This window comes from Parasphingorhabdus sp., assembly GCF_048269865.1.
Taxonomy (GTDB): Bacteria; Pseudomonadota; Alphaproteobacteria; order Sphingomonadales; family Sphingomonadaceae; genus Parasphingorhabdus.
This window is the reverse complement of the sequence record NZ_JBLWUA010000011.1, coordinates 128,971-152,905: the sequence shown is the minus strand read 5'-3', so window position 1 is coordinate 152,905 and position 23,935 is coordinate 128,971. Positions and strand designations below refer to the sequence as shown.

The window sequence follows — 23,935 nt, the reverse complement described above, 5'->3', positions numbered from 1 at the left end:
TCCCGCTTTGAACCGAATTAAAAAAAGCCCCGCTGGAGAGTATCCAGCGGGGCTTTTTTTGCAGCAAGCCAAGTGAGAAACTGTCTGGCCGCTAGAACCTGATTTCGCACACCGACATTTGGCCCTGCACCGTGGTTCGCCATTCGCCGGTCCATTCACCGCCCTGGGAGGCGGCGACGACCGGACATTTGATCTTCGCATCCTCCCGGCTCCAGATCGGACCGGCGTTTACATTGCGTGTATTGCCTGCGGGACGGGGCGCGGGTCGCGGTGCCGGGCGGCGCGAAAAGGCTCCCGGCTGCCGCGATGAAGACTGGATCTGGTAGAGGTCGCTCATGGCGCCGCCATTCTGGCCATAGCCGACCCAGTTCCGATAGAGATCCAGCTGCAGTTGCACATTGCGCGACCGGTCATCCAGATAGACCGACCATTCATCGCGTCCGGTCTCGATGAAATCAAATACCGCCCGGCCCTGCGCATTATATTCAGTCCAGCGGCGCGGGCCGCTTTTCCGGAAACTGCCGCCAGCGAAAAATACCTGTTGCACATTACTGCCATTGGTCACCACTCGCGGTGCCGGCGACCGGGTACGGCCCTCGTTGCGATAGGCGCCGGTGATCGGATAGAAATCGCGTTTCGGTCCGCCCCTGTCACCCAGTCTGATCCAGTTGCGATGGATGTCAATTTGCAGCTGCACATTGCGCGAAGGGTCGTTGAGATAGACCGACCATTCATCGCGGCCGCTTTCCCTGAACGTGAATTTTACGCGACCATCGGCACCATATTCGGTCCAGTAACCCCGGCCGGTTTCGCGAAACAGGCCACCGTTGAACCGGACCTCCGACACATTATAACCGTTCACGCCTTGTTGTTGCCGCTGTGCCTGCGCCGGGACGGACAGGGCTAGGGATACAGATCCCATCGCGGCAACGGTCAGGCCCATTGCCACCGCTCTGTTCAAAAATGTCATGGAATCCCCAATTTTTCGGTGCGACCCAGGACATTGGTCGCACAAAACAGGAATTATTGACAACATTTTATCCCCGAACAGCAAAATCCACCGGAACCTGTCCGGCAGACTGCTGTTTGCCGGGGTCGCCGAGCCGTTCAGGCCGCGGCTATCTGCTCCAGTGCCTGCGACACCGCATCTTCGCCGCGCATCATCTGCCGGTCGGCGGCAATGATCGTCACATCGTCAATGCCGACAAAGCCGAGGACATGCCGCAGATAGCCGGACGCGAAATCAATCTCGCTGCCGATTTCGGTGCCGCCCGAGGCCATCAGCACATAGGCTTTCTTGCCGGTCAGCAGGCCTTTTGGACCATCTTCGGTATAGTGAAAGGTCTTGCGGACCCGGGCAATCATATCGATCCAGGCCTTCAGCGCGGCCGGGACACCGAAATTGTAAATCGGTGAGCCGATCACCACTATGTCGGCCGCGACCAGTTCCGCAACCAGCGAATCGGACAGCGCCAGTTCGGCCTTCTGCTCCTCCGTTCGCTCGGCCTCGTCGGTGAAATTGGCGTGCACCCAGTTTTCGGTGACAAAAGGCATAGTTTTCGACAGGTCCCGCGATACGACCGCTGCGGGATTGAGCCTGGCAATAAGGGCATCGGTCAGAGCCCGGGATGAAGAACCGCCATGGCGGGCGCTGGCGTCGACACGGAGGATATTTGCGGCATTGGTCATGAGAATGTCTCCAGGATTGAAAATATGAAATCATATAGGCAAGGCAATGGGGGGCGCCCCGCAAGGAAGGGAAGGAGAGCGCCCCATGAGTCGAACTCAGTTCTGGGATTGCTGAGCCTCGACAAAGACGAATTCGGCATCGTCGACCGCTTCGATCTGCAGCGACGCGAGATCCCGGATCGCCAGCGAATCGCGGGCGGCTGCAGTCTCGCCATTGACCCGGATTCGGCCAGCGGAGCCGACCAGATAGATATGGGAACCATCGGCAATCCGATGCTCGACGGTCGTTCCCGCGGTCAGCGAAGCACCGTAGAGCCGGGCATCGGCACCAATCATGAGCGCGCCGTTGCTGACATCTTCGTCAAAGCCGCTGGCCAGAATTTCCAGCTGGCCGGAGCGGTCACCCTTGGGGAAGGCTTTTGCGTCCCAGCGCGGTGCACCGCCGGGGGCACGCGGTTCGATCCAAATCTGGAACAGCCGCGTCCGCTCGTCCTCGAGATTATATTCGCTGTGCATCACTCCGGTACCGGCGCTCATCACCTGAACATCTCCAGCCTCGGTACGACCTTCATTGCCCATATTGTCGCGATGGGTAATGGCCCCTTCGCGGACATAGGTGATGATTTCCATATCCTTGTGGCCATGCATCGGAAATCCGGTCTTGGGCTGGATCTCGTCATCATTCCAAACCCGGATCGGTCCAAAACCCATGCGGGATGGATCCCAGTAATTGCCAAAGGAAAAATGATGGCGGGCCTGCAGCCATTCATGGTCAACATGAGCGAGCTGTTTAAATTCGCGTTTCTCAATCATTGTCTTTCTCCTCGTTGGAGCGGCATCGTTTCCGCCCCGCTTGGAACTGAGATATGATATCGCGTTTGTTTCTTAAATAGACAATTTTGAATTTGATTGTTTCCCATTATTATCTAATATCAGGACATGGCTCTTCCCGATTACGAAGCATGGGCGATACTGGAAGCGGTGGCTCGCCTCGGCAGCTTCACGGCCGCCGCCGATGAGCTGTCCCTGTCCAAGCCCACCATTTCAAAAGCGATTTCGCGTCTGGAACGCTCTCTGGGCACAGTGTTGTTCCATCGTACCTCACGTAAAATATCGCTCTCGACAGCCGGGCAGACGCTTTTGCCTCACGCCCAGCAAATTGCCCATGTCGGCGAGGCGGCGATGGAAGCTGCGCGCGATACGACGCATCTGCTGAAAGGTCAGGTGCGTCTGGCCGCACCGCTCAGTTACGGCCTCTCCCACCTTGCGCCGGTCATCGCGAACTTCATGTGCGCCTATCCGGAAATCACCGTTGATCTACAACTCAACGATGCGCGGGTGGACTTGGTCGAGGAAGGCTTCGATTGCGCGATCCGTATTGCTGATCTTCCGGACAGCAGTCTCAGGGTTATCCAGCTGCGCAAAGTAGATATCTATTTCGTGGCCGCTCCCGCCTACATCACGCGGATGAGCGAACCCCGCACGCCCGGCGAACTGGCCGGTCACGATTGTTTTATCTATTCCAACACGCGAGGCCCCGAGGTCTGGCACATCACCGGTCCAAATGGGCAGACAGTCAATGTGCGTCCGAAGTGCCGGTTCCAGAGCAACAACGGCGATGTCATGCTCCCGGCGCTCATCGCGGGTCGGGGTATCGGTTATTTGCCGGACTTTTTATGTCAGAATGCATTGGATGCAGGAACTCTGATCAATATTCTGCCCGGATGGCGGATGGGCGACATCACGCTCAATATCGTCATGCCCCCTTCCCGGCTGCGCCCGGCGCGGGTCGATGCACTCGTTAATTTTCTCAAGGATAATCTGCGCTAGCCCTTGCCAAGCCCGCCTATTTTTCTGTCCTACAGCAGCCACATTATCTATTCTCCCTTTCTGCAACGAAGAAATATGGATCCGAGCCATGGCAAAAGACTGCATCACGACAAGCCTCTTTTCCGTTCAGGCGAGCGCGTTTGGTACCAAAATCGAACCTGCGAATATTTTTGATATTACACTGTCAAGTTTGTAAAGTTTATCAGGAAAGCAGGGCCGAATATTAATGCCGATCGAAGCTATCCTGTTATTTCTGGTTGCCGACATGATGTTCTGCCTCACTCCCGGCCCGGCGACGCTGGTCACGGTGAGCCATGCACTACCGCAGGGGCCAGCAGGAGGAATGCGCGGCGCGCTGGGGCCAATCGTCGGCGTGAATGTCGGTAATTTCATCTGGTACGGGCTCACGGCCTTTGGCCTGATTGCCCTGATACAGGCCGTTCCGACTGCTTATTCCGTGCTCCGCTGGGTCGGAGTAGTCTATTTGGCCTGGATGGGTTTGCGAATGTTTCGTGGCAGCGGGAGCGCATTGGCAACATTGAAAGGGCAGCGTGCAAGTTTCGGGAAAGGGTTTCTCAATGGCCTGGCGGTGCATATGTCCAATCCGAAGGCGCTGCTTTTCTATACCGCTTTCATTCCGCCTTTCATTGACCCAAACGGCAATATCCTGCTGCAATTTGCGATACTGGCCGGATTGACAGTGATCACGGAAACCACTGGGCTGACCTTTTATGCCAGCCTTGCTTCCAGAGCACGGCGCTTGGGCAAGGCTGATCAGACACAGGAGCGGTTTCAGAAAATTGCCGCAGCTGTGTTAATGGGTGCCGCCCTGATATTGGCTTGGTGGAACCTTAACGATGGCGCTATGCAGAGCGCGTTCAACCTGCCGCAAGACACGATAGTCTAGAGGAACATGATGATCCGAATCTGCTTATCCCTGATAGCATTGCTATTCGCGGCCCCGCTATATGCCCAAGAGGCTGCGCCAAACGACTTCGATGCGGAGACGATATTGGCACTGAAGGGGCTGCAATTGCTGGACCATCGTCTAAACGCCATCGGTTACCAGTTGACCGAGGCCAATGCCCCCTATTGCACTGACAAGGTGCCACAGACCGGCATGCTTCTGCACGCTATCGATCAATATCCCGATCACGAGGTCGCCCGGTTTGCGCTTGGTCTTGATGGACTGGTTGCGGTCAATGCCGTGGCGCCCGACAGCCCGGCCGCAGATGCCGGCCTCGCGCCCGGCGATGATATCGTGGCAATCAACGGAACCAAAGTTGAAGCTATTCCTCTCGATGATCCAGCCATCGCAAATGAGCTAGCGGATTACCGGCGGATCGCCGCTGTGAATAACAAGTTGGACGAAGCGCTCTCGCAAGGCGATGTAACGCTTGATATTCTGCGAGGTGGTCAACAAACTCAGGTGACAGTCCGATCGCAGCCAGCCTGTCCCAGCCGGTTTCAGATCAAGGTCAGCCAAGATCGTGGCGCATCGGCTGACGGCAATATTGTCTCGGTCACGTCCAGAATGGCTGAATATTTCCTGACCGACGACGAATTCGCCGCAGTGGTTGCCCACGAACTGGCTCATAATCTGCTCAAACATCGGGAACGGCTCGACGCGCTGGGAGTCAATCGCAGTTTCTTTGGTCAGTTTGGCAAGAGCGCCAGCCGCATCAAGTCCGCCGAGATTGAAGCCGACAAGCTTTCGGTATGGCTAATGGCGAATGCCGGCTACGACCCGCAAGCCGCCATCCGCTTCTGGACCCGATACGGAAAAGAGCACGGCAAAGGCATTTTCTCTGCGTCGACCCACTATCGCTGGAAAAAGCGCGTGGGTCTGTTCGAAGAGCAAATCGCCAAGATGGCGACTCTGACTGCGGTCGACGGGAAATATGCGCCGCCCCTGCTGACCAGCGCAAAATAGGCTAATAGGGTCGCTCGTACGCCTCCTTGCAATTGCGGCGTTCTTGCTTGTTCTGCGCCTCGTCCAGGCACAGTTCCCGCTCCTTCTTTCGTTTCTTGAGCACCTGGCGACCGAGATCCTCTTCCCGCTCGGACTGGCTCTGGGTCGTTGCATCAACCGCCGTCTCGACCACTGTTCCAGCCGCCCTGAAGGGCGCAGTGACGATCTTACTGGCAGTGCAACCGGAAAGGGCCAGCGGGATCAAGATCAGCGTCAGAAACGGCACGGCTCGCATATTATACTCCTCAGAAACCACGTGCGCGCCACCGAATGAAGTCCGGCTGAACGCCTACCGTTTATTCGGCCAGCAATTTCTCTACGGTGGCCCGCATCTCGGCCCCCATTTCAGGGTGAGCCAACGCGAGCGCCAGATTGGCCTCGACAAAACCCGCCTTGGACCCGCAATCATAGCGCTTGCCATCGAAGGTCATGCCATGAAAGGGCTGTTGGCCAATCATCTGTGCCATCGCATCGGTCAGCTGAATCTCGCCGCCCGCTCCGGTAGCCTGCGTTTCCAATATCCGCATGACTTCGGGTTGCAGAATATAGCGTCCCGGCAGAATCAGATTGGACGGTGCCGTACCTGCTGGTGGTTTCTCAACCAGTCCTTTCACTTCCGTGATCGGACCATCGCGATAGCCGGGGTCTATCACCCCGTAGGAAGGTGTCGCTTCCATCGGTATTTCCAGCGCACATACAATATTGCCGCCAAGCTTTTCATAAGCCTTCACCATTTGCGTCATGCAACTCGGCGATCCCACCATGAATTCATCGGGCAGAAAAATCGCGAAGGGCTCGTCGCCGATGATGTCGCGCGCGCACCAGATCGCATGGCCCAGCCCAAGCGGTTCCTGCTGCCGGACAAAGACACAGTCGCCGGGCCGCAGGCGGGTTCCCTCGAGGACGGACCGGTCTTTGGACCGTTCGGCCATCGTATGCTCAAGCTCGTAAGCCATGTCGAAATGATCCTCGATCATTCCCTTGCCGCGACCATTGACAAAGATCATCTGCTCGATGCCCGCTTCCAGCGCTTCATCCACAGCATATTGCAGAAGCGGGCGGTCAACGATGGGGAAAAGTTCCTTCGGCATCACCTTGGTGGCCGGCAGAAACCGGGTGCCCATACCGGCAACGGGAAAAACGGCTTTTCTGATCGGTTTCATAAGTCGGTTCTACTCCTTAAGTTTGTCGGCAAAACTGGTTCTCAGCTTTTGCAGCTTTGGCGGTATCGTGGCAACACAGTAAGGGTTGCTACGGCCTTCGTCAGCCCAATATTGCTGATGATAGTCTTCGGCCACATACCATGGGGATGGCCCCTCGATTGTGGTCACAATCGGCTCGCTGCGGCCCTCTCCTGCTCGCACGATCGCGGCTTCGGCCTCGGCGCGCTGTTGATCATCCATTGGGAAGATGGCCGATCGATATTGCGTCCCGATATCATTGCCCTGGCGATTGAGCTGAGTCGGATCATGAGTTGCGAAAAAAATGTCAAGCAGGTCGGCATAGCTGACTATCGCGTCGTCAAAACCGATCTTGATCGCTTCGGCATGGCCAGTGGTACCCGAACAGACTTCGCGATAGCTGGGGTCCGGTTTTGCGCCACCGATATAGCCGCTTTCGACCGATTGCACGCCGGCAATATCGTTGAACACCGCCTCCGTGCACCAAAAACAGCCACCGGCAAAAATGGCTTCCTGCTGTGCCATATACACTCCTTTTATGCGGTGGCGGCATCGCCTCCGCTATCTGTATTTCTTTTTTCCTCATCGCGCCGCGCGACAAGAAGATACATGGCGGGTGTTACCACGCGAGACAAGAGGGTCGAACTGATCAATCCGCCGATGATGATCGCCGCGAGCGGTGCGTAAAGCGCCCCGCCCCAGAACGCGAGCGGGGTCAAACCGCCGATCGCGGTAATCGAGGTGAGCAGAACCGGAAGGAAGCGGACCTCGCCCGCCTTTTCGATTGCTTCACGCAGCGCCATGCCTTGCTCGCGCAGCTGCGTCGTGAAGTCGACCAGCAATATCGAGTTTTTAATTTCAATGCCGATCAACGCGATAAAGCCGATAATCGCCATGACGCTCAAAGAGTTGCCGGTGATAAACAGAGCGAGAATTCCGCCAAACGTCCCGAGCGGTATTACACCGGCCACAACGATCGTTTCCCGGAAACGCCGGAATTCGGCCACCAGAACCGCCAGGATCAACATGATCGCGGTAATTATCAAGGGTCCGAAATTGCCGAATGTCTGGCCAATTTTTTCCGCCTCGCCGCCGACCGACCAAGTGTAGCCCTCGGGAAATTCTATCTGCTCCAGCTGCTCGACCGCACGGTTGTTCACAGTCGACGGGATTTCACCAAAATCGACCTGCGCCGTGACGAGCACGGTTCGTTGTAGCTGATAACGCTGGATCTGCGGAGGCACGTTGGTCAGCCGAGGATCGGTGATCTGAGACAAAGGCACGGGATCGCCGCTTCGGGTGGCAACATATACCCTGTCCAACACCGACATAGGTTGGCTGCCCTCAAACGGATAGCGGACGGTCACCGGATAGTCGTCCCCTTCCTGGTCGCGAAACGATGCGGCCCTCTCGCCGCTTATTGCCAACCGAATGGCGCGTCGCGGCGCGCCCGCCGGGATATCGAGAAGGGCCGCTTTCTTTTCATTCAGGCCAATGTCCAAATCGATTTTATCGGTTTCAACCGGATTGACGATATCCCGTGCACCCGGCGTCTTGCGGAGCACATCGGCAATTTTTCCGGACAGTTCTTTCAGCTTGTCGAGTTCAGGCCCTGCTACCCTGATGACAATCGGTGCCTCAACCGGCGTGCCGTTCTGGAAGAGCTCGATTTGCACGCGTGCCCCGGGGATCTGGTCAAGCTGCTTGCGCAACCGGTCGATCATTTTGGGACCCTCTCTCGTATCCCATTCGTCGAGCACCGCCAAGACTTCACCATGATTGATCCGCTCTGCCCGTGGGCCAACATTATAGAAGACCTGCGGATTGCCGTTACCGATATTTTCGGCCCGCACCTTTATACTCGGTTCGCTTTCCAATATTTTCGTCACTTCGGCGACGATCTTGTCGGTCCGGTCCAGACTGCTGCCCTGCTCCGCTTCGACCGCGACACGAAAATAAGGCGCATCGGCAAATGGAAAGAGCGAAAAGCCAAGAACCGGAACAAGCGCGAAAGCTGAAAAGCACAAGATGAGAGCGAGGGTCACTGTCTTGACCGGTGCTCCTAGAGCAATATGCAAGAATGGCCGGTAAAAGCGCTGAATCTTTTCGTTGACCCAGCGCAGCGCCCGATTGCCTTCCGGATCTTCATCCCGCCGCAACAGACGACTGGCGAGAAACGGGATCAGCGACAGGGATATCCCAAGCGAAGCGATGACGGTCGCAATAATGGCGATGAAGAAGGATCTGGTATAGGCTCCGGCACCGCCGGGCAGAAACAGCAACGGCGCAAACGCCAGAACCAGAACGGCAGTAGAGCCGATTACCGCTGCCCGGATTTCCAGACTGCCTTCAATAGCCGCTTGCGCCCGCGTCTTGCCCATCCGCAAATGTCGCGCAATATTCTCGGTGACGACGATGCTGTCGTCCACCAGCAACCCGAGCGATACGATGAAACCGGCAATTGAGAGCTGGCTGAGATTATAACCCATGGCGTATAGGACCAGCAGGCCTGAAGCGAGCGAAAGCGGGATCGAGATCATCACAATGGCAGAGGATCGGAAACCGAGCGGTAACAGGGTAAAAATGACCAAGGCGATCGCGATCGTAAAATCGCGGGTCAGTTCGCTCAATCGCCTCTGCACATCGCGGCTCTGGTCAAACTGCATCACCAGTTTGATGTCCGGCGGGAGAATTGAGCGTTGCTGCGCAAGTGTGATATCAAGCTCGTCCTTCAGGCGGGTGACATCAACGCCGTCTTTCTGGGTGACCGTGAGGAAGACCGCTCGCTGGCCATTATGCCGGGCCCGGTAGATCTGCTCTTCAGCGCCCCACTCGACCGTTGCGACATCGCCGACGGTCAGCAGCGAACCGCCCGCAGCCCGCAGCGGCAATTCCCGGATCGCTTCGAGATTGCGGAAGGCACCTCCCGCTTCCACGTTCAGCCGTCGCTCTCCGCTTTGCACTGCCCCGCCCGGTAAATCCGCACCGCCCTGCCGGACGGCATCGGCGATTGCACTGGCCGGAACACGCAATTCGGATAGCCGATCCGGCCGGACCTTGACGCTGACTTCCGGTTTGGGCAGCCCGAAAATGCGGGATTCGCGGACACCGGGATTACGCGTGAACACATCCACCAGATCATCTGCATATTTTTCCATGCGTCGCCAGGATGCGGTTTCGCTGACCAAAGCCACTTGCATGACAGCAGCCTCGGTCGTCCGGATTTTACGATATTCCAACCTCTGCAGTCCATCGGGAAGCTGGTCACGGATCGCTGAGACTTCTCGCACCACGTCATCGAAATAACCGTCAACGTCCCCCGACCATTCGCTGAATTCAACTGATATCGAGGTTCCACCATCGGTGCTTGTCGATCGCACTTCCACGATATCGTCGAGCCCCTGCATGACGTCCTCAATCGGCTTGGCGACTGTCTCTTCCATTTCCTGCGCATCGGCACCGGGCTGGATCGCGATAATCTTGACCGCTGGAATGGGGAAATGGGCATCAACCGCTTTTGGAATATTGGTGAACGCCGAAATGCCGAGCACGACCAGAAGTACGAACAGAACCAGGCTGAGTTGCCACCGAGAAATGACGAAGCGGGCAAGCATATCAGCTCCGTCGACCCGCCTGTTTCAAATATGCATTCATTGCGCGGTCCGGATGGGTTTAATGACATCCCCATCCCGCAGCTTTTCAACACCGCGCGTAACAATGACTTCCCCGGCTGTGAGTCCCTGCAAAATTTCGAGACTCTTGTCCGTCAGCTTGCCGATTTGCACGTTCCGCTGCTTGACCCGATTCTTGTCATCGACCACGAACACCAGTCCTTCACCGGTGCGGACGCCGAATATGGCATTGGCCGGGATCGCGAAGATTGTCGACGTTTCGCGCGGCACCTGAATCTCAACCGTAGCCAGTTGACCGGACCGCAGACGGTCGCTGGGCGGAAGCGCAAAATTGACTTCAAAGGTTCCGGTCCGATCGTCGGCACGTCCATCTTTCTCGCTGACGGTTGCATCCAGCGGCTCATTCGAAACCGCCGAAAGCATAACCTTGGCCGGCATCCCAATGTCTATCCGGGCCGCGTCGGAGTCGGTCATCGGAACACGCAGCACAAAACCCTTGTCTGTTTCTCCCAGTACCAAAGCGGTCATGCCGGCCGCCACTATCTGTCCGGCATCGATATTCCGTGACAATATAATGCCGCTGCTGGGCGCACGGATATAGGCAGTCCGGCTGGCAAATTCGGTCGCTTCGATCCGGGCGCGCGCGGCGCGGGCAGCCGCTTCCGCCTGTTCGAGCCGTGACTTGGTCACCCAACCATCTTTGAAAAGTTTCTCGATCCGGCCATATTCAGCCACCGCGCGGTCCCGTTCTGCGCGGGCCGTGCTCAAATCTGCTGCAACCGTGCTGTTGTCCAAAGCTGCAAGAATTGCGCCTCGCTTCACCCGATCGCCTTCTTCGTACCGCACCGATGCAACTTTTCCACCACTGGTGAACCCAAGCGATGTCTCGCGACGGAGACGCACGGTGCCGGGTGCAGTTATTATCTGGCTATCGCTGGCTGGCTGAACGACCGTCACAGCCGCCGGGATCGGATCGGCTGACGGTGGCTTTGCCTCGGGTTCACTGTCGCTGCATCCGGTCACAAAAGCCAGACCCACCAAGACCGATATTATCGTTCTGCCAAGCGTCATATCGCGCATCACCACCCCTATTGGGTTCGTCTTAAGTGGCTATCGAGTCCTGACCAATAGAAAATTGCCAAAAGCATCGAGAAACAGCCGGATTAATAGATGGGGCCCGCTAAATGTGTTATTAAAGAGTCAGTACCAACGACTTCCCCTTGGCATGTCTTGGTCAAAACCGGTCAGTGGATGTTCGCTATTTGGGCGATGCTGCGCGGCGAAGGCGGTCATTCAACGCGAGACCAATCCCTTCATCCACTATTGGTGCGACGGCAATTTTCTTTTTCTTGCTGGCCTCCGCGTGATGAAGCGCGGCAAAAAGCAGGCTGGCGGCTTCAGCGAGATCGGCGCTGGCGGACAGATTCATGTCGCCAGCCACCGGTCCGAAACCAATATGATATTCATCTGGCTGCGCGCTTGGCGCATTCAGGCGAACCGGCTTATTCGGCGCATAATGTGACGGCATCTGTCCCGGTGCCTCGATTGTCTGGCTGTTGTTTGTCGCCGCTGGCTTGCCGGCAATGCGGTCCAAAGCGGCGGCAGTCACAGGCCCCGGTCGCAAGATCCGGAAATCAGTCCCGTTGATCGCAACAATCGTCGACTCGATCCCCTGTTCGCACGGCCCGCCGTCGAGGATCAGCGGTGCTGCGGGCCCCAGGCTGCGCGCGACATGATCCGCAGTGGTGGGGCTAATGCCACCACTGCGATTGGCCGAAGGCGCGGCAAGATAGAGACCGGATGCGTGTAGCAACTCACGCATCACCGGGTGAGCAGGCACCCGCAGGGCGATGCTGTCCAGGCCGGCAGTGACTGCCGGTGCAACAGGACAATTTTCGGTTTTTGGCAAGACCAGCGTCAAGGGGCCCGGCCACAGAAACTCGGCAAACCTCATGGCCAGTTCGTTAAATTGCCCGAGCTTCCGGGCCGCTGACAGGTCCGGAACATGGACGATCAGCGGATTGAAGTCGGGTCGGCCTTTGGCGCGATATATTTCCGCGACCGCCGCCGCGTTGGTCGAATCGGCGGCCAGACCATAGACGGTCTCAGTCGGTACTGCGACGAGCCCGCCACCGCGCAATCGTGCGACAGCATCGCCGATCGTTGCTGTTCCGTAGCGGTGCGCTTTATCGCCAATATGATCGTTTGAGCCGGACATAACCCTGCGCTATAGCCCAGCACAAATTCAGGCAACAACGGATAGCAATTACATGAGTTTCACAGCCCCCGGTCGCGAACAAAATTTTGTCCTCAAACATATCGCCGATATCGGCGAACTAGCGAGCCATGAGCGCTTCGCCGGTGCCAGCGAGGATATGGTCGAGGCGATTGTTGAGGGCATCGGCCAGTTTGCTGAAGGCGAATTTGCTCCGCTCAACCGGATTGGCGATACCGAAGGCGCGCAATGGCACGATGGTAAGGTCACTCTGCCAGCGGGCTATAAGGAGGCTTATGCGCATTTTGTCGAGGGCGGCTGGGCTTCCATCGACGGACCTGAAGAATTTGGCGGTCAGGGCCTCCCCTATTCGCTGTCCGCGCTGATCCTGGAAACCTGCGGCGCGGCCAATTTCGCTTTCACGCTTTGCCCGATGCTCAGCTTTGGCGCGATCGAGGCAATTCATGCCCATGGTTCGGACGACCAGAAGGCGAAATACTTGCCCAATCTCATTTCGGGTGCCTGGACCGGAACGATGAACCTGACCGAACCGCAGGCTGGGTCAGATGTGGGGGCGCTGCGCTCGACGGCAGAACCGATCACCGAAGGCGAGCACGCCGGCAAATACCGGATCAAGGGGCAGAAGATCTATATCACCTTCGGCGAGCATGACCTGACCGACAATATCATCCATCTGGTACTGGCCCGCACCCCAGGCGCACCCGAGGGAACGCGCGGTATCTCGCTGTTCATCGTTCCGAAATTCCACCTCGATGCCGACGGCAATGCGGGTGCGCCGAATGATGTCACCTGCGTCTCGATTGAACACAAGATCGGCATCCACGCCTCGCCGACCTGCGTGATGGCTTACGGTGAGCAGGACGAATGTATCGGCGAGATGATTGGCGGCGAATTCGGCGGCATGAAAGCAATGTTCACGATGATGAACAATGCGCGGATCAATGTCGGTTCGCAGGGCGTCCAGATAGCCGAGCGCGCGACCCAGCAGGCCAGCGCCTTTGCGATGGAACGGATCCAGTCGGCCCGCGCCGGCAGCGGCGACAAGGCACCGGTAGCGATTATCGAGCATCCCGATGTGCGGCGAATGTTGCTGCGTTCGAAAGCGCTCACGCAAGCGGCCCGCGCACTGCTGTACTATGCTTCGTCAAGCGTCGATCGCGCGACTCTGGGTATCGAAGGTGCCAAGGCGCGCGCCGAAATCCTGACACCGCTGATCAAGGGCTATGGCACCGATATCGGCAACGAAGTCGCCTCAATCGGCGTGCAGGTGCACGGCGGCATGGGCTTCGTCGAGGAAACCGGCGCCGGCCAGCATTTCCGCGACGCCCGGATTGCACCGATTTACGAAGGCACCAACGGTATCCAGGCAGCCGATCTGGTCGGCCGCAAACTGGGGCTTGATGGCGGCGATGCAATGCAGGCGTTTATCGCGGATATCAAGGCGGAAGCAGAGGAAGGCAGTAGCCTGCAGACGCTGGCCGATGCGTGCGAGGATATCCGCCAATGGATGGCAAGCGGCGATGCCTCGATCGATGATCGGCTGGCCGGCAGCTACCCGTTCATGACCATGCTGGCGACCGCGACCTGCGGGATGTTGATGCAGAAACAGCACCGGATTGCCAGCGCCGAACTCGCGGACGGCGATGATCCGTTTCTCAAGGCCAAGCTGGTTACCACCCGCTATTATCTCGACCATCTGGTTCCGGAAGCATTGGGCCTCAAAGCCGCCGCGATGGGTGGTGCGGATATCCTGTACCAGCTCGACAGCGCGGAACTGGCCGGCTGATCATGAACGACGCAGGCAATGACGATATACTCGCGCGCATTGCCGATGCGCTCGAACGCCTGGCTCCCCCAACCACCAGCCCGGTGGATCTGGCGACCGGAGAAGCCTTTCTTTGGGACGGCCGTAAGATCAAGACCATATCACCATTCGAACCTATCGAGATCGATCTGCTCACGGGTATTGATAAACAAAAGGCCAGCCTGCTGGACAATACTAGCCGCCATGCGTCTGGCCATGCCGCGCATGATGTACTGCTCTGGGGCTCCCGCGGCATGGGCAAGTCAGCCCTCTCCAAATCCGTGGTCCGGACCTTGCAGGATCAGGGAAAGGATATTGCTTTGGTGGAGGCGCCCTCTGGGCAACTTGAGAAGCTTCCCGACCTATTAGAGATGCTCGCCACGGTTCAGCGCAGTTTCATAATTTTCATCGATGATATCGGCTTTTCCGAAGGCAGCGCGGAGCCGCGCCTGCTGCGCTCAATGCTGGAAGGCGGCGCGAGCGAGCGGCCAGCGAATGTGCGTCTTTACGTCACCTCCAACCGCCGTCATATCGTCTCGCGGCAGATGAGCGAGCAGGACGACCCGATCAATCCGCGCGACATCGTGGATGACCAGTTGGCGCTGTCCGACCGCTTCGGCTTGCGACTGGGGTTTCATGCCGCAACGCAGGATGATTATCTGGCCATGATTATTCGCTATGCTGACGCCCATGGCCTAAGCTTTGAGCGCGAAGATGCGCTGCTCTGGGCAAAACAGCGTGGCAGTCGCTCGGGGCGGGTCGCATGGCAATATATTGTCGAACTGGCCGGACGCAAAGGACGGTCGCTGGCCTAGACTATTTTTCGTCGGCCGCCGCCGGTTTGGACGCGCCGTCGCGGGAAACCCGCCAGATAATCCCGCCAACATCGTCGCTGACCAGCAACGCGCCGGTCTGGTCAAAGGCAACCATCGTCGGACGACCCCGCGCATCCCCTTCATCATCGACAAATCCGCTCAGGATCGTTTTCGGTTCGCCTTCCGGTTCACCGCGCTGGTTGAAGTTCACATAGACCACATCATAGCCCGCCAGTGGTTTGCGGTTCCATGACCCGTGCCGCGCGACCACCGCACCCGTAGCAAAGGGCTTGCCCAACGCCTGGCCGTGTGAAAAGGCAAGACCTAACGGTGCCACATGCGCGCCCAGCGCGTAATCCGGACGGCGCTCATACTGCCGGTGATCGAGATTTTTCGGTTCAACCCGCGGGTCGACATAACCGCCCCAGAAATGCCAGGGCCAACCATAATGGGCACCCCAACGGACCTCGGTCAGATAATCCGGTACCATGTCGCTGCCGAGCATGTCCCGCTCATTGACCACGGTGTAGAATTTGTCGGTCCCCGGCAGATAGGCCATACCGACCGGATTGCGCATGCCGTCGGAGTAGATGGTTTTTTTGTTGGTAGCGAGTTCGACCTGCAGAATGGCGGCGCGCTGTTTCTCGATATCCATGCCATTTTCGCCGATATTGCTGTTCGAACCGACCGAAATATAGAGATATTTGCCATCCTTGCTTGCCAGCAGATCGCGGGTCCAGTGGTTGTTCGGTGCCTTGGCATTCAGATTAGCAACCTTGCGGCCCTCCGCTGTAATTTTCGTATCACCTTCCGCATAGGGATAGGCATAGACCGCATCGGTATTGGCGACGTAGAGCGTGTCGTCAATCAACGCCATGCCGAACGGCGAGTTGAGATTCTCGAGGAAAGTGAATTTCTGGTCGACCTGACCATCCTTGTCGCTGTCGCGCAGCAAACTGATCCGGTTGGCGGACGGGGTTGCGGCGCCGGCCTTGCTCATCAGATTGCGCATGACCCAGCCTTCGATCCCCTTGTTGGTCCGCGGGGGGCTGTTGGTTTCTGCGACCAGAATGTCGCCATTGGGTAAGCGAAACATACTGCGCGGATGATCCAGTCCTTCAGCGAAGCGCTCTACTGTCAGCCCCTCTGCCGCAACCGGTCCTTCCCCCTCACCCCAGGGTTCTGCCTTCGCAATATTGATCGTGGGAAATGTTTCCTTGCGGACATTTGTCAGCTCCGGTTCGACGCCCTCAGTTGCTTCCAGCGGCAAGCGAGCGGTATCACCACGCATGAAATAATATCCCGCACCCACCCCGAGGATGATGAGCAGAATCGCGATATTTCTAATATGTTTCAGCATGACTCGATAATAGGTGTCGCCATAGGCTCTGACAAGCGCGCTCTGAAAAGGCTATCGACCGCGCCACCACATCAGCACCGCTATCAGTGCACCCAGCGCAAGGCCTGCCAGCAAACCAGCAGACGGCTGCCCCATCAGGCCGCCGACGATCGCGCCGCCAATCGTCCCGAGCGCGATGAAAACACCGCCGCCATTGCGATTGACCGGGTCGGCGGTGGAAGAAGTGGAAGCATGTTCGGTGGGTTCTGGAGTCATGGCGACCCTGTAGACTACAACAGATGCCATGACCAGAGACTGTCGCTGATCTTATGGTTATCCGATTGGTAACCCTAGCCTTTGAAGGTATTTCCACCCGGCACCGTTAGAGCTTGTCGACAGGTCGGAGGCGTCAAGGCTTCCCGAAACAGGAGCCATTAATGCAGTTACCCGTATTCATTGACTCCACCCATTACAGCGCAGCCGAATTACTGATCACCAACTATGGGGAAGAAGCCGGGCTGGAAGCGGCCAATCGCGCCGTCAAGAGCCGGTCGCTGGGAAACCATCTCCATTATTGCAAATGGCGGCAGGTCGAGCGGTTGTGTATTTTTCTATCGATCGATGAAACGATCGGAACAGTACACTGACCCGTTGATCGGGTCGGCGAGTCAGCGTTCAGGATCGCAAATGATTTCAGCGGCACCGTCGCTGCGGACCGTGCAATTTGGTCTGCCCTCGATCTGTATCCGGCCGGTACCGAAATTATTGATGCTCGCTTCCCGTTCGACCACGAGATGGCTACTCGCCGGCCCCCTGTGGATGAGCGTCAGCTTGTCGACGGTCAGTCCGGGGCTTTCAAAGATGCTCGCACCCTGCAGCTCAATACGGGCCGCCCGGGCGCTGCCGGCCATGGCGAGCGCGCCGCCACCAGTCATCGCTACATCAAGTTGATCGGCTTTCACTGAATCAATCCGGAGCGTACCAAATCCGCCCAAGCGCACCTTGGGCGTCCTGCCCGACAATTTGTCGAGCGTCACCGCACCGGAACCGAGATGCGAGATGTTTTCGATCGCGAAACTGCTAAGATAGAGGGTGACGGGTGCATCCTCTTCATAATTGTTCCGCGACAGGGACTTGGGGCGTACCGAGACGACCAGTTGCTTGCCGTTTCTCTGCAAAGCGACACGGTCCAGAATTTCGCGATTGGCACCTTCCGCGCGCGCCGACGGTCCCTTGCCCGAGGTCAGCACAACGTCAACGCCATTGCCGATCCGGATGTCGTCAAAGCCGAAGATTGAAAATTTGCGTTCATCTGCATGAGCCGCCGAAGGCAGCAACAGCGCGGCAACCAGCATTGATATCGATAGCAACCTCATATCGGCCTCGCTTCACCAAATTCCATCCAGCCGAGCCACCGCGGCGTCTTCGGCGCATAATGGCCGCTATTCTCGGCCAATGCAAAGCCGCTGTTTTCGAATAATCTGCTGACGGGGCGGTGCAGGTGACAACCGCCGGCAATATGTTTCCAGGCCGGTTCGATACGCCGTTGCCATTTTGCGGGGCCCTTGTCGGGCGCACGGCCATGTTCGAGAAACAGGATCTTGCCGCCCGGTTTCAATACCCTGCGCATTTCCGAAAGCACTTGCGCGCTGTCCTGGACCGAGCAAAGCGTGAAGGTTGTCAGCACCGTGTCGAAACTGGCATCGGCAAAGGGCATCGCTTCGCCAATGCCATCGCAAATATCCATATCAAAGCCGCGGTCGCTGGCCTCGCGCCGGGTATAGTCGAGCAATTCAGCCGACGGATCGAGGCCGGTCAGCTTGGTGACCTTCTGCCGGTCATAAAATTGCAAATTGATACCGCCCCCGCAGCCAAGTTCGAGCACTTCACCTTCGGCTTTCGGCACTATCAGGCTGCGGTCTTTCATAACCGCCGGTTGCGAGCAGGCGAAACGGATCAGCTTCGGGACCGCATATTTTTCCCATAGATTTGGCATCGCCGGTGAATCTGCCACAGCGGCAACAGATCACCAAGCGATTTCAGCATGTTGCCACACGGCTAGCCGCAGGTGATGTCACCAGATCCCATCGCCCGGGACTTGCATTTGGCGTCTCCGTGAACCCGGATATCACCGGACCCCATGACCTTCGCGCTAACCGAACCGTCCGACGACAATTCGACATCGCCGCTGCCGGCAATCGATATGCTGGCATTGTCGGCTTTCAGGTCCTTGCCATTCATGTCGCCGGAACCCGCTACCGATACGTCTAGTTCGGTTGCGGTGCCGGCAACCGAAAGGGTTCCCGATCCGGCAATCTTCGAATCAAGGGACGCTGTTTTGATTTTTGCCACGTTGATATTGCCGGAGCCCGCGATGCTCAATTTGGTCGATTCAGCGGTCATCTGATCGACTTCCATATCGCCCGATCCAGCCAGCTTGACCGTCCGTAAAGACGGCGCGCTGACAAAAATGGTCGCCTTTCCGCCATCTTTCCAGGACAGACCTTTGCTTTCTCGACCGATCTTGATCTGGTCGCCGGAGATTTTATAGCGCAGCTCTTTGATCGTGTCCGCATCGCCTTCCGCACGGATCGAGTAACCATCGCCCGTGGTGAAGACTACATTATCGGGCCCGGCGAGCGTTACGCCTTCAAAGGCACCGGGGTCGCTATCGCTGGCTCCGATCGGGCTTCCATCAGAAAAATTGCTGGTGCTGCTGGCAGCTTCGCCAACGGCATTGGCGATCGATCCTTCACAGGCGGCAAGCGCCAGTAGCGGCACCAATAACAATATTTTCTTCATCGATTTCTCCATCACTGTATTAATTGAATAATACACTCGCCTCTGCAATAGATCAACAAAAAATTTCATTGTCCGCATGAGGATAAAAAAAGGGCTGCCACATCTCTGTGCCAGCCCTTTCCGAATTTCGATCAACGTCGATAGCTTATCGACTAATCTTCCTTCACCTCATAATATTTGGGTGCAGCAATGTTCAGGATATCCAGAATCTTCGCCAACGCCGTCGGCTCGTCGGTTTCTTCCATAGCCGCCAACTCACGAGCGAGCCGGCTGGATGCCGCTTCAAAAATCTGACGCTCGGAATAGCTCTGCTCTGGCTGGTCATCGGCCCGGAACAGATCGCGCGTCACTTCGGCAATCGATACCAGATCGCCGGAGTTGATTTTCGCTTCATATTCCTGAGCGCGCCGCGACCACATGGAGCGTTTGACCTTTGGTTTGGCTTTCAGCGTTTCCATGGCTTCCCGCAGCGTCTTGTCCGAAGACAGTTTGCGCATTCCAACGCCTTCCGCCTTGTTGGTCGGAACCCGGAGGGTCATCCGCTCTTTTTCAAAACGCAAAACATAAAGCTCGAGTTGCATGCCGGCAATTTCTTCATTTTGCAGCTCAACAACCCGGCCAACGCCATGTTTAGGATAAACAACATAATCGCCCACATCAAAGGACAGCACATTCGCAGCCATAAAAAGCCTTTCTTGATTCAATGGAAAAGAACGCCGCTAGCGTTCGAATTTCGTAATCGCGTGACGAAAAAACCCTTTCGTACATAGATTTAACTACCGAACGCCACCCACTCCCTCGGGCATCCCGCTGTTAACCGACGCACGTTTAACAGATTCGTCACAAAAAAGCAATTTATCGTTGCAAAGCACAACTAACCATGGGTCGCGAACGCCTCACAAAGCGGTCGTCGTGCCATTGAAGTCAGCCATTGGTGAAGTCAGGCGGACTATATCACCTGACCAAGTCGCGTTGCCCTGAGCGGACTTAATCGCCCTCGCCGGGTTTCTCGGAGAAAAAGGCTTCAAACTTGCCTTCCATGCCCTTGAACTTGTCGGCGTCCTCGGGAGGCTCACGGCTAACCGTGATATTCGGCCATTCTTCGGAGAATTTGGTATTCACCTCGAGCCATTTCTCCAGACCGTCTTCGGTGTCAGGCAGAATTGCTTCGGCGGGACATTCCGGTTCACAGACGCCGCAATCAATGCATTCGCTGGGATTGATCACCAGCATATTGTCGCCTTCGTAAAAGCAGTCAACGGGGCAGACTTCCACACAGTCCATATATTTGCATTTGATGCAGGCTTCCGTAACAACATAAGTCATCTGGTCGTGAACTCCCCTATACCAGTCCGCCATTCGAGGTCAGAATCTTATCCTAGCTATTGCGCAATTTCTGGCACGTCAACAGTTGGTTTGGCCGCTAATTCAATTGCCAGTCTGCAAAATCTCGTAGCAGGATTGCGCCTGCAAAGCGCTGCTGCGGCGTTCCGGGAGTGCAATGATGCGGACGACATGGACATCCTTGCCCTGCGGGATTGTCAGAATATCACCCTGCCGCACTTTGACATGCCCCCGTTCGATCCGCCGGCCGTTCATCCGGACATAACCCTGTTCGGCCAGCTTCCGCGCCATCACCCGGTTGCGGGCAAACCGCAGGTACCAAAGCAGCTTGTCGATCCGCAGCACGGGATCCGCTGCAGGTGGTCGATCCGCCGGTCTGCTGCTCAAGCCTGCATCCTATTTTTTCATGCTGTCCCGCAGCGCGGCGAGCTCGGCAAAGGCTCCGCCAGCGGTAGCAAGAACCGGCTCGGGCTTGCGTCTGACCGGTGCGTCCTTGGACCGTTTCTGATGCTTCCCGCGAGCTTTGGAATGGTCACGCTGCTTTTTACGCGCCATCCCCTTCCAACGCCAATATTGCACTTTCTCGACGGGTGTTTCGGCTGCTGGTGCGTCCGCGGCGGGCGTCTCAGCCGGCTCTTCGGACACAGCTGGCGCCGCGGCTGACGAATCTGCATCCGTCTTTTCGGCGGGTGCGGCAGATTCTTCAGCGGCGACGGGCGATGGCGCACTATCGTCAGCCTTATCGGGTTCATCCGGTTTGGCCGCAGCCTTGTCGGTAATCTCCGTTTCAACCGAATCGCTTGGCGCCGGCTGATCATCGGTTTTCACAAATCCAGCCAGTGCCAGCAAAGCCTCGTGGCAGGCCTGCGACAAGCCCAGCGACGTCGCCAGAGCCGGATCAATGGTGAATATATCGCCTTGTTGCCGCGCTTCATGCGCTTGCTTGACCAGTCGTTCCACCATATCGACCCGGACATATTCGTCGCCAATCTTGCGAAAACCGAGCCGCGAAGCATGCTCTGCCGTAGCGAATGTCCCTTGCTTGAGATGCACCGCATTGTCAGGGGTCTGCTCGATCATCGGCTTCGCATCAAAAGCAGCAAACAGGCCGGTGCGCCAGAGGACGGCACCGGGTTTCATCAGCGCGTGGTGGAAAATATCGAGAGCGCCGAACACCAGACCGGCCCGGCGCGCATGACCGCGCATGTCATTGTCGAGCGCGCGCACCGCCTGGTCAATTTCGCGCCGCGACAAGATACCACCAGCATCGACGATCTGCGCAAACAGCGCACGAACCGCAGCCGGGGTCTCCGGATCGTTCGCCAGCGCATCGATTTTCACCAGTCCCTGCAAATGCTTGGCCTTCATGGAATCCACCCAGGCTTTGACCCGGTCGATTACCTTCTGGCTGTCCTCAGCCGGCATGTCCTTGATCGACCGTTCAAACTTGATTTCCGGCTGCAGCAGGGTCTTGCCCTTGGCAAGCACCGCCAATCGGCTGTCGCCCCACAGGATCGCTGGTTGCCCGGCTGCGTCGGGGACTAGGGCCAGAACGGAGTCCGGTGCTTTGGCAAGCGCATCTGCATTGTCTGTCATAATCCGTCCCAAATATCTTTCTGCAGCCGCAAGCAGCATCTTGCGGTCTTCTCTCCGGCTATCGGATGGCACAAGAAATTGGAAGCCCTTGAGTGTTCCTAATTCCTGCCCCTCCACCAGAACCTTGCCCTCGTCATCGACGACAACATCCTGAGGCAATGTATCTTTCAACAAGCCGCGCATCAATACTCGCGTCCGTTTGTCGACAAAGCGCTGGGTCAACAGACCGTGCATCGCATCGCTCAGCCGGGACTCCAAAGCGCGGGTCCGGTCAATCATCGCTTCCGGCTGTTCCACCCAATGGGATTTTTGCGCGATATAGGTCCATGTCCGCGCTGCCGCTATGCGCGCGCCCAGCGTGGCGATGTCGCCCTGTATATTCTCGAGGCGAGATATTTCCTGCGCCATCCGGGCATGCGGAATCCGCCCCGAGCCGCCCGCAAGATGGGGCCAGAGTGACGCAATGAAGCGCGCCTGATGATCTGCGCCAACCTTGCGGAAATCGGGGATGCAGGCGGCCTCCCAAAGCGAACGCACCTTGCCGGGCGTATTGGCCAGACTGGACAACGCCGGATCTTGCGCCAGCCGCTTCAAAACGGCCAGGTCAATCGCTTCCGGCGCGGCCTGTAATCGCCGTTCCTGCGGCTTTTCCTCCAGCGAGCGGATCAGCCCGTCGACCGAGCCGAAATCCGGTTCGGCATTCCGCCAATAAAGCCATTCCAGCTTGGGGAAGCGATGCGCTTCAAGATTTTCGATTTCCTCCGGCTGCAATTGATCGGATGAAGCCAGTCCGGAAAGCACGCCAAAAGTCCCATCCTTCTGGTGGCGGCCGGCGCGACCGGCGATCTGGCCGATTTCCGCGAGGGTCAGTCTCCTCCTGCGATGGCCGTCAAATTTCTTCAGCGCGGCAAAAGCAACATGCGTCACATCGAGATTAAGGCCCATGCCGATCGCATCGGTGGCGACCAGATAGTCGACCTCGCCATCCTGATACATTTTGACCTGCGCGTTGCGGGTCTGCGGCGACAGCGATCCCATGACTAGAGCAGCGCCGCCATGCTGGCGTCTCAGCATTTCGGCGATCGCGTACACATCCTCAATTGAGAAGGCGACAATCGCGGACCTTCGCGGCAACCGAGACAGCTTGCGCGGTCCGGCATAGCTCAGGGTAGAGAAGCGCGGCCGGGTAATGATTTCCGCATCCGGCAGCAACGCTTCGATCAGCGACCGGAGGCTTTCCGATCCCAGGATCATGGTTTCTTCGCGTCCCCGCGCATGCAGCATCCGGTCGGTAAAAATATGGCCGCGCTCGGGATCGATGCCGATTTGCGCCTCGTCGATCGCGACAAAGGCGAACTCGCGGTCCATCGGCATGGCTTCGGCGGTACACAGAAACCATTGCGCATCCTTGGGAATGATTTTTTCCTCGCCGGTGACCAGCGCTACCCGGTTGGCCCCTTTCAGCGCCACCACCCGGTCATAGACTTCCCGGGCCAGCAGGCGCAGCGGAAATCCGATCATCCCGCTGGAATGGGCACACATGCGCTCGATGGCCAGATGGGTCTTGCCGGTGTTGGTCGGGCCGAGAACGGCAATAAGAGACGACTGATCGAACCGGGACATTCTGGCACAACAGCCGATCAGGCGACGAGTTGCAAGGGCGTTAGCGCAAAAACCGCGGATAGCGACCGGATA

The 23,935-nt window shown here is 57.5% G+C and carries 24 protein-coding genes; 6 read left to right on the top strand and 18 right to left on the bottom strand.

Annotated elements, in window-relative coordinates:
- Nucleotides 1-91: 91 nt before the first annotated feature.
- From ACN0WW_RS15180 to ACN0WW_RS15170, 3 genes are all read right to left on the bottom strand, one after another.
- Entirely contained in the window at nt 92-970 is an 879-nt protein-coding gene (locus ACN0WW_RS15180) for a mannan-binding lectin (protein WP_417613712.1), read from the bottom strand.
- 137 nt (nt 971-1,107) lie between these two features.
- Complete coding sequence (locus tag ACN0WW_RS15175; RefSeq protein ID WP_417613711.1) at nt 1,108-1,689, bottom strand: FMN-dependent NADH-azoreductase; 582 nt, start codon at nt 1,687-1,689, stop codon at nt 1,108-1,110.
- A gap of 96 nt (nt 1,690-1,785) precedes the next feature.
- The gene (locus ACN0WW_RS15170; RefSeq protein WP_417613710.1) at nt 1,786-2,502 is read right to left on the bottom strand and encodes a pirin family protein; all 717 of its coding nucleotides are present in this window, start codon (nt 2,500-2,502) and stop codon (nt 1,786-1,788) included.
- 126 nt (nt 2,503-2,628) lie between these two features.
- Between ACN0WW_RS15170 and ACN0WW_RS15165 the strand changes: the two genes are divergently transcribed.
- From ACN0WW_RS15165 to ACN0WW_RS15155, 3 genes are all read left to right on the top strand, one after another.
- On the top strand, nt 2,629-3,519 hold the full coding sequence (locus ACN0WW_RS15165; protein WP_417613709.1) for a LysR substrate-binding domain-containing protein: 891 nt from the start codon (nt 2,629-2,631) through the stop codon (nt 3,517-3,519).
- A gap of 226 nt (nt 3,520-3,745) precedes the next feature.
- Nucleotides 3,746-4,426 carry a LysE family translocator gene (locus ACN0WW_RS15160; protein WP_417613708.1) on the top strand — a complete coding sequence of 227 codons (681 nt, stop codon included), beginning with the start codon at nt 3,746-3,748 and terminating at the stop codon, nt 4,424-4,426.
- 6 nt (nt 4,427-4,432) lie between these two features.
- Complete coding sequence (locus ACN0WW_RS15155) at nt 4,433-5,452, top strand: M48 family metalloprotease (protein WP_417613707.1); 1,020 nt, start codon at nt 4,433-4,435, stop codon at nt 5,450-5,452.
- Nucleotide 5,453: 1 nt separating this feature from the next.
- On the opposite strand, the gene ACN0WW_RS15150 is transcribed toward ACN0WW_RS15155, so the two are convergent.
- The 6 genes from ACN0WW_RS15150 to ACN0WW_RS15125 all read right to left on the bottom strand — a co-directional run bounded on the left by ACN0WW_RS15150 (nt 5,454) and on the right by ACN0WW_RS15125 (nt 12,522).
- The gene (locus tag ACN0WW_RS15150) at nt 5,454-5,726 is read right to left on the bottom strand and encodes a DUF6726 family protein (RefSeq protein ID WP_417613706.1); all 273 of its coding nucleotides are present in this window, start codon (nt 5,724-5,726) and stop codon (nt 5,454-5,456) included.
- Nucleotides 5,727-5,787: 61 nt separating this feature from the next.
- Nucleotides 5,788-6,654, bottom strand: a complete 867-nt coding sequence (locus ACN0WW_RS15145) for a UTP--glucose-1-phosphate uridylyltransferase (protein ID WP_417613705.1) — start codon at nt 6,652-6,654, stop codon at nt 5,788-5,790.
- Between the two features lie 9 nt (nt 6,655-6,663).
- Nucleotides 6,664-7,197, bottom strand: coding sequence for a peptide-methionine (S)-S-oxide reductase MsrA (gene msrA, locus ACN0WW_RS15140; RefSeq protein WP_417613704.1), 534 nt, complete (start codon nt 7,195-7,197; stop codon nt 6,664-6,666).
- Between the two features lie 11 nt (nt 7,198-7,208).
- Nucleotides 7,209-10,286 carry an efflux RND transporter permease subunit gene (locus ACN0WW_RS15135; RefSeq protein WP_417613703.1) on the bottom strand — a complete coding sequence of 1,026 codons (3,078 nt, stop codon included), beginning with the start codon at nt 10,284-10,286 and terminating at the stop codon, nt 7,209-7,211.
- Nucleotides 10,287-10,322: 36 nt separating this feature from the next.
- On the bottom strand, nt 10,323-11,384 hold the full coding sequence (locus ACN0WW_RS15130) for an efflux RND transporter periplasmic adaptor subunit (RefSeq protein ID WP_417613702.1): 1,062 nt from the start codon (nt 11,382-11,384) through the stop codon (nt 10,323-10,325).
- A 178-nt stretch (nt 11,385-11,562) separates the two neighbouring features.
- The gene (locus ACN0WW_RS15125) at nt 11,563-12,522 is read right to left on the bottom strand and encodes an L-threonylcarbamoyladenylate synthase (RefSeq protein ID WP_417613701.1); all 960 of its coding nucleotides are present in this window, start codon (nt 12,520-12,522) and stop codon (nt 11,563-11,565) included.
- Nucleotides 12,523-12,574: 52 nt separating this feature from the next.
- Here ACN0WW_RS15125 and ACN0WW_RS15120 point away from each other — a divergent pair, with 52 nt between their 5' ends.
- Both ACN0WW_RS15120 and ACN0WW_RS15115 read left to right on the top strand, forming a co-directional pair.
- Complete coding sequence (locus ACN0WW_RS15120) at nt 12,575-14,326, top strand: acyl-CoA dehydrogenase (RefSeq protein WP_417613700.1); 1,752 nt, start codon at nt 12,575-12,577, stop codon at nt 14,324-14,326.
- Nucleotides 14,327-14,328: 2 nt separating this feature from the next.
- Entirely contained in the window at nt 14,329-15,159 is an 831-nt protein-coding gene (locus tag ACN0WW_RS15115) for an ATP-binding protein (protein WP_417613699.1), read from the top strand.
- A gap of 1 nt (nt 15,160) precedes the next feature.
- On the opposite strand, the gene ACN0WW_RS15110 is transcribed toward ACN0WW_RS15115, so the two are convergent.
- On the bottom strand, nt 15,161-16,519 hold the full coding sequence (locus ACN0WW_RS15110) for a PQQ-dependent sugar dehydrogenase (RefSeq protein ID WP_417613698.1): 1,359 nt from the start codon (nt 16,517-16,519) through the stop codon (nt 15,161-15,163).
- Between the two features lie 51 nt (nt 16,520-16,570).
- Complete coding sequence (locus ACN0WW_RS15105; RefSeq protein ID WP_417613697.1) at nt 16,571-16,774, bottom strand: hypothetical protein; 204 nt, start codon at nt 16,772-16,774, stop codon at nt 16,571-16,573.
- 161 nt (nt 16,775-16,935) lie between these two features.
- Here ACN0WW_RS15105 and ACN0WW_RS15100 point away from each other — a divergent pair, with 161 nt between their 5' ends.
- Complete coding sequence (locus tag ACN0WW_RS15100) at nt 16,936-17,145, top strand: hypothetical protein (RefSeq protein WP_417613696.1); 210 nt, start codon at nt 16,936-16,938, stop codon at nt 17,143-17,145.
- Nucleotides 17,146-17,166: 21 nt separating this feature from the next.
- Here the strand turns inward: ACN0WW_RS15100 and ACN0WW_RS15095 are convergent, their stop codons facing one another.
- The 7 genes from ACN0WW_RS15095 to ACN0WW_RS15065 all read right to left on the bottom strand — a co-directional run bounded on the left by ACN0WW_RS15095 (nt 17,167) and on the right by ACN0WW_RS15065 (nt 23,863).
- Nucleotides 17,167-17,874: a GIN domain-containing protein gene (locus ACN0WW_RS15095; protein ID WP_417613695.1), complete on the bottom strand. Its 708-nt coding sequence runs from the start codon at nt 17,872-17,874 to the stop codon at nt 17,167-17,169.
- Nucleotides 17,871-18,494 carry a class I SAM-dependent methyltransferase gene (locus tag ACN0WW_RS15090; protein WP_417613694.1) on the bottom strand — a complete coding sequence of 208 codons (624 nt, stop codon included), beginning with the start codon at nt 18,492-18,494 and terminating at the stop codon, nt 17,871-17,873. The genes ACN0WW_RS15095 and ACN0WW_RS15090 overlap by 4 nt, the downstream gene beginning before the upstream one ends.
- A 62-nt stretch (nt 18,495-18,556) precedes the next feature.
- The gene (locus tag ACN0WW_RS15085; RefSeq protein WP_417613693.1) at nt 18,557-19,300 is read right to left on the bottom strand and encodes a head GIN domain-containing protein; all 744 of its coding nucleotides are present in this window, start codon (nt 19,298-19,300) and stop codon (nt 18,557-18,559) included.
- A gap of 152 nt (nt 19,301-19,452) precedes the next feature.
- On the bottom strand, nt 19,453-19,983 hold the full coding sequence (locus ACN0WW_RS15080) for a CarD family transcriptional regulator (RefSeq protein ID WP_417613692.1): 531 nt from the start codon (nt 19,981-19,983) through the stop codon (nt 19,453-19,455).
- Nucleotides 19,984-20,287: 304 nt separating this feature from the next.
- Nucleotides 20,288-20,626 carry a ferredoxin FdxA gene (fdxA, locus tag ACN0WW_RS15075; RefSeq protein WP_417613691.1) on the bottom strand — a complete coding sequence of 113 codons (339 nt, stop codon included), beginning with the start codon at nt 20,624-20,626 and terminating at the stop codon, nt 20,288-20,290.
- Between the two features lie 102 nt (nt 20,627-20,728).
- Nucleotides 20,729-21,031, bottom strand: coding sequence for an RNA-binding S4 domain-containing protein (locus tag ACN0WW_RS15070; protein WP_417613690.1), 303 nt, complete (start codon nt 21,029-21,031; stop codon nt 20,729-20,731).
- 9 nt (nt 21,032-21,040) lie between these two features.
- The gene (locus ACN0WW_RS15065; RefSeq protein ID WP_417613689.1) at nt 21,041-23,863 is read right to left on the bottom strand and encodes a helicase-related protein; all 2,823 of its coding nucleotides are present in this window, start codon (nt 23,861-23,863) and stop codon (nt 21,041-21,043) included.
- Between the last annotated feature and the right edge of the window lie 72 nt (nt 23,864-23,935).